Annotated in this window: 8 protein-coding genes and 1 pseudogene; 3 read left to right on the top strand and 6 right to left on the bottom strand. The window is 30.0% G+C overall.

Annotated features, from left to right (window positions below):
* Window positions 1-260 precede the first annotated feature (260 nt).
* Window positions 261-1,193 (top strand): hypothetical protein, encoded by a 933-nt coding sequence (locus KPL51_RS20565; protein ID WP_216165836.1) that lies wholly within the window; start codon window positions 261-263, stop codon window positions 1,191-1,193.
* Between the two features lie 280 nt (window positions 1,194-1,473).
* On the opposite strand, the gene KPL51_RS20560 is transcribed toward KPL51_RS20565, so the two are convergent.
* Window positions 1,474-1,917 carry a DUF6773 family protein gene (locus tag KPL51_RS20560; protein WP_216165834.1) on the bottom strand — a complete coding sequence of 148 codons (444 nt, stop codon included), beginning with the start codon at window positions 1,915-1,917 and terminating at the stop codon, window positions 1,474-1,476.
* The gene (locus tag KPL51_RS20555; RefSeq protein ID WP_216165832.1) at window positions 1,907-2,116 is read right to left on the bottom strand and encodes a helix-turn-helix transcriptional regulator; all 210 of its coding nucleotides are present in this window, start codon (window positions 2,114-2,116) and stop codon (window positions 1,907-1,909) included. The genes KPL51_RS20560 and KPL51_RS20555 overlap by 11 nt, the downstream gene beginning before the upstream one ends.
* 1,026 nt (window positions 2,117-3,142) lie before the next feature.
* Here KPL51_RS20555 and KPL51_RS20550 point away from each other — a divergent pair.
* Both KPL51_RS20550 and KPL51_RS20545 read left to right on the top strand, forming a co-directional pair.
* Window positions 3,143-4,063 carry a hypothetical protein gene (locus KPL51_RS20550; protein WP_216165830.1) on the top strand — a complete coding sequence of 307 codons (921 nt, stop codon included), beginning with the start codon at window positions 3,143-3,145 and terminating at the stop codon, window positions 4,061-4,063.
* A 307-nt stretch (window positions 4,064-4,370) separates the two neighbouring features.
* A complete protein-coding gene (locus KPL51_RS20545) occupies window positions 4,371-5,141 on the top strand; it encodes a peptide arginase family protein (protein WP_216165828.1) in 771 nt (256 codons plus the stop codon).
* Between the two features lie 509 nt (window positions 5,142-5,650).
* Here KPL51_RS20545 and KPL51_RS20540 read toward each other — a convergent pair.
* The 4 genes and pseudogenes from KPL51_RS20540 to KPL51_RS20525 all read right to left on the bottom strand — a co-directional run.
* Window positions 5,651-5,896: pseudogene (locus KPL51_RS20540) on the bottom strand (ATP-binding protein); the annotation flags it as partial.
* 88 nt (window positions 5,897-5,984) lie between these two features.
* On the bottom strand, window positions 5,985-7,001 hold the full coding sequence (locus KPL51_RS20535; protein ID WP_216165826.1) for a site-specific integrase: 1,017 nt from the start codon (window positions 6,999-7,001) through the stop codon (window positions 5,985-5,987).
* Window positions 6,988-7,980 carry a tyrosine-type recombinase/integrase gene (locus KPL51_RS20530; RefSeq protein ID WP_216165824.1) on the bottom strand — a complete coding sequence of 331 codons (993 nt, stop codon included), beginning with the start codon at window positions 7,978-7,980 and terminating at the stop codon, window positions 6,988-6,990. Before KPL51_RS20530 ends, KPL51_RS20535 begins: the two co-directional genes overlap by 14 nt.
* Entirely contained in the window at window positions 7,970-9,193 is a 1,224-nt protein-coding gene (locus KPL51_RS20525; RefSeq protein ID WP_216165822.1) for a site-specific integrase, read from the bottom strand. Before KPL51_RS20525 ends, KPL51_RS20530 begins: the two co-directional genes overlap by 11 nt.
* Between the last annotated feature and the right edge of the window lie 7 nt (window positions 9,194-9,200).

Raw genomic sequence — 9,200 nt, 5'->3', positions numbered from 1 at the left:
AGCAAATAACCACTAGATAATTAATAGTATTATAGTTATAATTTGACTTAGGAATGCAGTTACATAAAGCTATATTTTGACGCACTACAATAGAAGATACCACACTAAAGATTGAAGGTACGATACATATAAGAGAAGGTACAATATATTTAAGAAATAATTCTCATAATGGACAGAACCATTCACCTAATTGTAGCCTACACTCCGAGTATGTAGGTGGTGAACATGAAAGAGGTTGGGAATTAAATAATGATGGAATTATGGAAGTCACTCTTGCCAAGTCTGTTCTCGGACAAATTAAAAGACAAATTAAAAGAAAAGTTAATATGCCAAATGGGTCTTTTAGCTATTACTCAGGGACTGGTAGAGGGAAAGGGAGTAGTAGGGTTACATTGTTTGGACTCATATGTAAGTTAGATATGATGACATGGGATGATTATCTGGAACACCATAATGAAAGAATGCCATCTAATATGCAAATCTTTTTGAATCAAGCGTATTTTACAAGCAGTAGAATAAAAATTAAGGATGAATCAACTCTTCAATCATATAAATATGCCTATAATAAAATTAAAGCTATGGATGCAGATGATTTCATGTTTATTTTTTTGCCATATGTCAGGATTGACGAAATACTTAAATCAAAAAAATTTGATAAGATTATAATGGCTAATTACTCTAAAGATGGGGATACAGGAAAAATTACAGAACACGAAACATATATATCTTGTTCAATTAAGATGATAGAAGAAGCTACAGTTAGTGTTGGAGCATGCAATGTTCAAGTAAAAGATAAAAAAGGATTCCATACAATGGTAGGAGGGTTTGTAAAGAAGAATTTAAAGGGATATGCTGAATTTGTTTCGATGATGTTTATGCCAATAATAACACAAGGATTATGGGCTGAGAGTAGTTATGAAAAAGAGGCTTACTCGAAGCTTGTAGCCTTGAATATACCATTTTCCAAGGGTTATGAATCCTTGAATTATTATAATAATTATGAACCTGACATTATATTCAGAGGTGATCAATATGTGGAACGTCCTTATATTGGAGAGGTATTTGGTGTGAGAGGCGATATAAAATATGATGAAAAGAAAGCAAAGAAAATTGAACTATCGAAAACAACTGATTATTTCGATTTTTGGTATTGGGATGCAACTCAAACGGATACAATTACTAAGTTCTTTTAGGCTATCTATAATAAAGAGATGATTATTTTTATTATTATTTTCAACATTATAATATATAAAATTATGAATAAAACAATAAGATGATAGATGGATAGTTTGACTTGTGGGAGGGAAATGATTGATTTAAGGAGCGATTTTGAAGAGTGAGGGTTTGGAGGGGCGGTTAGCAAGGGTATCTTCAAATTTGAAAATAGTTTTAGCATTTTATGAAAACTAAGCAATAAATACTGTTTGCAAAAAATCAAAAGGCATTCAAGATAATTATCTTGAATGCCTTTGCTTATTTATTATCGTCATCAAATTGTTTTTCATATTTTTTTATTTGTTTTTGTTCTGACTTATTTGCTCTGAAATATATGAAAGCAAATATAACTATAAAATTTAAGATAAAAATTCCATATTTCCAATCAAAATTATTATTTATAATTGATTTATAAATAACCATTCCGAATATAGCAATTATTACAACAAAGGGTATTACAACAACTCTAAAAGACTGATTGAAGCCTTTTTTTTCATGAAAGCTTACTTTCATACTACGTGCTCTGATAAACTGATATAATGGTGTAATTATCATTATAATATACTCAGTCAAACATCTCGATAAATCTATATTGTAAACCAATGATTTAAATACAAATGATATAACTACAATTCCATACATTAATATAGCTAATTCACTTTTAATTTTGTTAGTTGCCTGTTCTATTCTTTCATCTTTCATTATAGTCATCCTCCCAAAAAATATCATTCAATGTTTTTCCAAGTGCCTTACAAATAGCAATACATAATTGCAATGAGGGATTAAATTTTCCAGCTTCTATCATACCTATTGTTTGTCTTGTTACGCCTACTTTATCTGCTAACTGTTCTTGAGATAAATCAAATGAGGCTCTTGCGGATTTAATTTTAAGATTTTTCATATATATTCCTCCCTTATTACAGTTATACTATATATTATCTATAATGTCAACTATATATTGCAATATGGATAATTTATAGTGCTTTTTAATAACATATATTTTTTATAACCACGCACAAAACCCAGCTAAAAAGATTGATCAAATGATTGAAGGATTGATTGAAAAGATTGAATTGATGATAGATTAATAAATTGATTGCGAACAGCCACATAACTGATGAAGGCCCTGATATGAGAGGGTTTAATGGGATAGGATAAGGAAAGCGGAGAGAATGATTGATAGTAGACGGGAGAAAATATGCCAGAGAATATTTGTGAAAAAATGAGGAAAAGATTGATTTTTATATTGATGGGATGGTCTGCAGACCTTTTGGGAAAAAATGAGGAAAGTAGGAGAGGTTTTTCAGGACTTTATTAGTATTAATTGGCGTTGAAATATAGGGTTGAGGGGTGGGGTTGGAGGAAATGTTCAAGACTTTGTTAATATTAGGAGAGATTAGGGGACGGAGGAATGCGGGTTTGAGGGGGGGTGAAGTGGTGGGGTTTTCAAAGCATTAATAAAAGTCTACATAGTTAGGGCGAAATTTTTAGGGGGAGTAGATCTAAGAATAGGAATGGGATAAAAAAAGAGCGATAAAAGATTGAAGGAGTGGGAGAATAAATGCGTGGTATTAGAATGATTGAATTGTTTTTGCTTATGCAAAATGAGAAATGAGTTAGGGAGAAAAAATGTGTGAAAAGAGGGTGTGAGGGGTGATTGAGATTTAGTGTTTATTTTTCGGGGAATTAGTTTTAAAACTAATAGTAAAATTCTGAAAAGGTAGAGGAGCATAGATCTGATTCAAATATAAGAATTTGTCCTTTTTATTTTTTTTATATACGGTAGATAACCGTTGATAATAGGAAGTCCTAAGTGGGTTATAACCATCATCGGATTATTACAGCATATATTTTTTTTGTTAAATTAGTAATAATAATTAATTTATGGTAAAATAGCTTAAGTATAATTTTTATTCGAGGTGATTGCATGTTTGAATTTGAATGGCCAAGAGAAAAGGCAGATTTTAAATTTATAGATAAGGAAAGCAATTGTATAATTAAAAATATTAATAACGAAAATTTATCAAAAGAATTTTATAAGTATTCTATTAATTTCAATTTAGCTGGAAATACAGTCATAGATTATTTAATACCATTGAGGAACAATGCGGTTAAGGATAGTTGGTTTTTCCCTATGGTATATCTTTATAGGCAATCATTGGAGTTGATTTTAAAAGCTTTAGTATTTAAATATATAATAAATAAACAAGAGGGAATTAAATATTTAAGAGAAGTAGGTCATAATTTAAGTAGCTCATTTGATGTTGTTTATAGAAATATACAGTTTAATAGTACAAATACAGGAGAAAAAGAATTGCTGTGGTTAAAGGAATATTTGAATGATATTACTTATATGGATAGAGAGTCAGATGTATTTAGATACCCTTTTAGTAATAATGGAATAAGTTTTTTAAAAGAACAGAAAAATATAAATTTAGTTTATTTAAAAACTAATATGATTACTGCGTATCAAATAATAAAAGATATTTATGAAGAGGTTGATACTACTACAAAACAGTACAGTGCATATAAACCAATATTTTTGATTAATGGTGGAGATTATATTGAACAAAGTGTTATAGGATGGCATATGTCATTAGATAATTTTGATTTTTATCCATACATCAAGGGTTACACAGAAACAGCAAATTATTTAAGAAATTTAATATCTAAGGATATTATTAAATGCAGTGGAATGTTTTTACCAATGTGTTATTTATACAGAAATTCAGTCGAGTTATCACTTAAAAGAATACTTATAAAAGATATTAATCTTGACTATAAAAAGGCAATGAGAAAAATAAGTAGAAAAAAACATAGTGTTTCAGGCATATGGAATGATATATAATTAGGAATAGAAGAATGTTCACCATCAAGTAAAGATAAAACAATAATTAATACTGAGAAATATATTAGTAAGTTACAAGGGATTGATAGTAGTTCAACTAAATTTAGATATCCAGTAGATAAAAATCTAAATTATCATTTTAACAAGATTGAAAAATTTGATGTTAAAAATGTAGCTTTATGTTTCAATGAGTTATTATCATTTTTAGACGGAGTGAATATAGAATTGAGTGAAAGACGAGAATGGGAAGCTGAGATGAATAGTTATCATGAGTATGATAGCTATTATTGATTTAGAGGGGGGGATTATGAAGATTTTAGATTTAGATTTAGATTTTTTTCAAATGGATGTTTCAAATTGGGGAAATGATTATGGGAAACGTCTAAATAGTGAGTATACTCAACCTTGGAACAAGGAAAAGCTTGTTAGTTACTTAGAAACTAACTTAGGATTAAGAAAGAATAAAAAAATAGATGGAAGAATATATACACATCACGATGAGGCTTTTTACTTTTGGAGAGAACTTATTCTGAAAGGGAATTTATGTATTCCCTTTGATTTAGTTCATGTTGACGCACATGCAGATTTAGGTTTTGGGGATAGTAGTTTTCAATATATAACAAATGAGTACCTGTATTTAGATTATGAATTAAAGATGTATCCAGAAAATTTGACTTGTAAAAAAAATAGTATTAAACACTTTTCATATGCTAATTATCTTATATTTGCTGTAGCATGTAATTGGATAAATACTTTAGATTATGTGTTACACTTAAATAATTATAAGGGGTGTGACTTTTCAAAGATACATTTTAAGAATTATGATATTGAAACTAATATAATGCAAATTAAAAAATATAAGCAATATGAAGACTTAGGGGTCGCATATGGAAAAAAAATTGAAGACATTGAAATAATAGAGTTTGAAAAAGAAGTGCCTTTTAGATGTATAAATCAGGAGGATGTACTATATGACGGTAACTTTAATTTCATTGGGTTATCAATTTCGCCAGGATATACAGTAAAAGAATCAGATGAATTGATTGAAGTAATAAAAGAATATATTAATGAGATATAAAATATAGATAATGAACGCTTTATTATTACGTATTTATGGAGTATATAATAGAAAATAAATAACTTATTAGAAAGTATTTCTATTTATACATAGAAAATTTTATGAAACTTAAGCCTTAATTCCTAAAATTTATATATGTAACCTCAAGTGAAAATTAAAATTAACGCTTAAAAGTATAAATAAAGTTTTGAGTACAAATATCCACATTAGAGCCATTAAATGAGCTTTAATATGGATTTTTCTATTTGAATACATTGTGATGAAAGAGGAGATTATTTTAGGAATAAAGATTGGTAATGGTCTTTAACTACTTTTAAAATTTTCTGCTATTTGGATAAGTAAGCTAATTTGATGTTGCTCTAAGTTACTACAAACTCGTAACAAATGCAATAGATTGTAGTTTTCAGATAGCTTAGCAGTTATATCGGATATCAGTGGCTGACTACCTGTTTTTGGCAAGCTAAAAATCATGCATTGCGGAACTTAATTTTCCCAGCACCCTATTTCCATTATTGGGTATTCATGGTTGAGTGTGTTAAGCGGTAGCTTGGACCACTAAAAACTAATAAATGGCTGTGGTGAACTAATCTGTCAATAATAGCACTAGTAAGCTTTTCGTCGTAAAAAATTCCATTCCATTTGCTAAACTCTAAATTTGTAGTAATGATTATACTTCTTTTTTCATAACATTCCGAGATTACTTGAAATAGTAACTGAGCTCCCTCTTTTTCGAATGGTACGTACCCCCATTCATCTTATGTGAAGTTAAATATTATGTGAAGTTGTGTTCTAAATCACTGATATTTCTAAGGATTTTAAACATTTAACTTCACATAAAAGATATTAAATTATTGTCTTCAACCAATCAAGCAAATCCTGTTTTGTTTTTTTTGTATATTTCTCATCTGGCAATAAACTCGGACTTGCATGTTCAATAGCTTTACGTTTTACCTCAGGGTTTGATTTTGCATAAATCTCCGTAGTAGTCACAGATGCATGCCCCAAAAAATCTCTAATATAAATCAAATTAACGTTTCTTTCTAAGAGATGCATTGCCTTACTTCGTCTCAATACATGAGGCGTAACTTTAGAAGGAAATAAATTAGAATGATTTTTTCTTGCAATCTCTACATACTTGTTTAAAATATATGATATGCCTGCTCTTGTTAGCTTTTGATTGCCCTTATTATAAAACAATGGTTTGGCAATACATGATTCAGTCAACAAATTATTTTCTAACATATAAGATTTTATGATGTTCATAGTTTGAGGCATTAAAGGTATAATACGCGTTTTATTACCCTTACCAGTTAATTGAATTGTTGCTGGAATTTTTATTCGGATATCACAAATAACTAAATCAGCCACTTCTTGTACTCTTGCACCAGTATCATACAGTAAAGCCAGAACTGCCAAATCTCTGCGCTCATGTTTTGATTTCATATTAGGTGAAGCTAAAAGTTCTTTAATAGCCTCTACTGATAAATAGTTCATTCCTGGCGATGGTGTTTTCTTTGAACGAATTGATAGATTATCATTGCACGTTTCCATGTATTCGGGTGCCTCTATCTGAACATATCTAAAAAAAGAATGTAACGCGGCTAGTCTCTGATTTCTAGTTGAAATAGAGGACTTCATTTTAATTTCTAACCAAATTAAAAAATCAATAATCATATTTTTGCTAATTAAAGTAAAATTAAGTTTTTCAGGATTTATTCCCAATATATCTTTGCTGTATCTGAGAAAAATAATGAATGTATCTCTATAAGACTTAATTGTATTATCGCTGTAACCGCTTTGCAGTGGCATGTACTTTAAAAAGTATGATGACAAATATGTAGCAAAATCATTGCTCTTCAATAAATGTCACCTCCGGAAAAACACTTTCATATAAAGGGCTCATTAAATTAATAATCCCAGCATAGGCTTCCTGCGTAAGTCTTAAATAGCCTTCTGTACTTTCTATTCCACGATGCCCTAAATAAGTGCTTAAGACTGGAAGTGCACAATAAATATCCTGTCCATCAGCCACCATTTTTTCTAGTGAATGGACTGAAAAAGTATGCCGCAAGTCATGAACCCTAGGTCCAACAGAACCGTCGGTAAAAATATTTGCTTCCTTCATAAACTGTTTTAATTTTACATAGACTGGATTGCGATTATATTTACCTTGGTCTCTTGAAGGATAAAAGTAGCCTGTGCTATTCATATCTAGACCCATTTTCATAACATATATTTTACAGTAATCAGTTAATGATTTTGACATAGGAACAAGTCTACTGGTATTTAATTTTGCTTTTGTAACTGTAAGTATTCCATTCTTTACGTCAACATCTGAGTTTTTTAAAGATAAAGCTTCATTAATGCGCAATCCACAGCAATACAGCATCCGGAAAAGCATGGGATATATTAAGTGATAATGAATGCTCCATGGAGTAGCTGCTAAATTGTCTACCACTTTTAGAATGCTGTTAATTTCATCACGAGTAAATATATATGGAGTAAATTTTTTAACTATAGGTATTAATTCTTTAGGATGGACATAAAAGACATAGCCAGTATTATTCATAAATATTGCGAATTGGCGTATCAAGCTCATTCTCGTATGCTGTGTCTTTGCTGACTCATTACCACGTTTTGCAGTATAGTCTTCTGCCATTTCTTTTGTTAAGAAAGGAATACCTATGGAATATTTCTTGAAAAAATCATCCATATATCTTAGGCTATAGAGGGATGATTCGCCAAATTTATAGCCAAGACTTTTTTTATAATCTACATAGAGATAACAAGAATCTCCATATGGACCATTGAAAACAAGCTGCTTTTCCCTATCTTTCATCTGGCACCTCCAAAGCTACTGAACGTAGCTGCTCAATATCAATACGTAAATATACCCTTGTAGTATTTGTATTTTCGTGTCCTAGGATGCCTGTAATAATAGGAAGTGGTGTATTATGTTTTAACAGGTTACTTGCCATACTATGCCTCATAGAATGTAGCCCGTGTTTTCTGTAATTAACAGAAATATTCGCCAAGCTCATATATTTATTAATGGTGCCAAAAAATACATTTCCTGTAGTGAATGGAATAAACGGAGCCCTATGACGAATAAAAATAAAATTAGAATCTGACTTTGGACGACTATTCTTTATATAATCAAGAAGAGCATATTTTAGATTTTCTAATAGTGGCAACTGCAGAGGATTTTTTGTTTTTTCTTGAATAAATTCTATTGTATCAATGTTCCATTTAATGCTATTGAATCGGAGATTCCTAATATCTCCTGCGCGTATTCCAAGTTGAACAGCCAAAAGAATAACAAGATAATCTCTACGCCCAATAACGGTGTCTCTATTTATACAATTCAATATTTCATGCATTTCATCCGATGAATAATATGAGGGTATTCTTTCAAATTTGTTTGAAAATATAACAGGGAATAGCTTGTTAATTGGCTCACTTGTATAGCCTCTAGAATAAAGAAAAGTAAGGAAATCACGTAGTGTAAAAAGAATTCCTGATTTAGTTGTTTGTGAATATGAAGATAAGGTATTAATATATAGCAAAACATGATTAGAAGTCAGTTCTTGAATGCGGTTCACTTGTAGTTTCGATATAAAAGATAAAAAGTTGATTAGCATTATTCTTTTGCCTTGTATTGTTCTTTTACTTAATTGTATTTCATGTTGCAACTGGATATATTCTTCTAAAATAGAATTGAATTGACATGGAGAGTCTTTACCTTTTGGTTGATGACATTTGTAAAATTTATTATGATTTTTGAATTCATATAAAACTTTAATCGCACGAACAGAGTGTACCTCAGAATTTTTAAGCTTCATATCTGTTCTTATTCCATAATAACTCTCTAAGAATTTATAGCCTAAATTTAATGAGAACATATCTTCGTTAATATCATTTGCATATTCTAGAAGATGCCTCCATTTGAGTATGTAATGCAGCTTTGTTCCTTCTGAATAGTTTAGTTCATCCAAATGTAGTGTAGCTCCCTTAATTAAATCCACTAATGAAATTACAGCAGTGTTATTCATAATATAC

Origin of the sequence: Clostridium bowmanii (genome assembly GCF_018861315.1) — a bacterium.
Lineage (GTDB): Bacteria > Bacillota > Clostridia > Clostridiales > Clostridiaceae > Clostridium_AD > Clostridium_AD bowmanii.
The sequence above is the reverse complement of the archived record's forward strand: the minus strand, read 5'-3'. Positions and strand labels throughout refer to the sequence as shown.

Excerpts from the sequence above, each read along its gene's own strand:
- KPL51_RS20525 (WP_216165822.1), bottom strand. The coding sequence starts at position 9,193 with ATGAATAACACTGCTGTAATTTCATTAGTGGATTTAATTAAGGGAGCT.
- KPL51_RS20550 (WP_216165830.1), top strand. The coding sequence starts at position 3,143 with ATGTTTGAATTTGAATGGCCAAGAGAAAAGGCAGATTTTAAATTTATA.
- KPL51_RS20530 (WP_216165824.1), bottom strand. The coding sequence starts at position 7,980 with ATGAAAGATAGGGAAAAGCAGCTTGTTTTCAATGGTCCATATGGAGAT.
- KPL51_RS20565 (WP_216165836.1), top strand. The coding sequence starts at position 261 with ATGGAAGTCACTCTTGCCAAGTCTGTTCTCGGACAAATTAAAAGACAA.
- KPL51_RS20555 (WP_216165832.1), bottom strand. The coding sequence starts at position 2,116 with ATGAAAAATCTTAAAATTAAATCCGCAAGAGCCTCATTTGATTTATCT.
- KPL51_RS20545 (WP_216165828.1), top strand. The coding sequence starts at position 4,371 with ATGAAGATTTTAGATTTAGATTTAGATTTTTTTCAAATGGATGTTTCA.
- KPL51_RS20560 (WP_216165834.1), bottom strand. The coding sequence starts at position 1,917 with ATGAAAGATGAAAGAATAGAACAGGCAACTAACAAAATTAAAAGTGAA.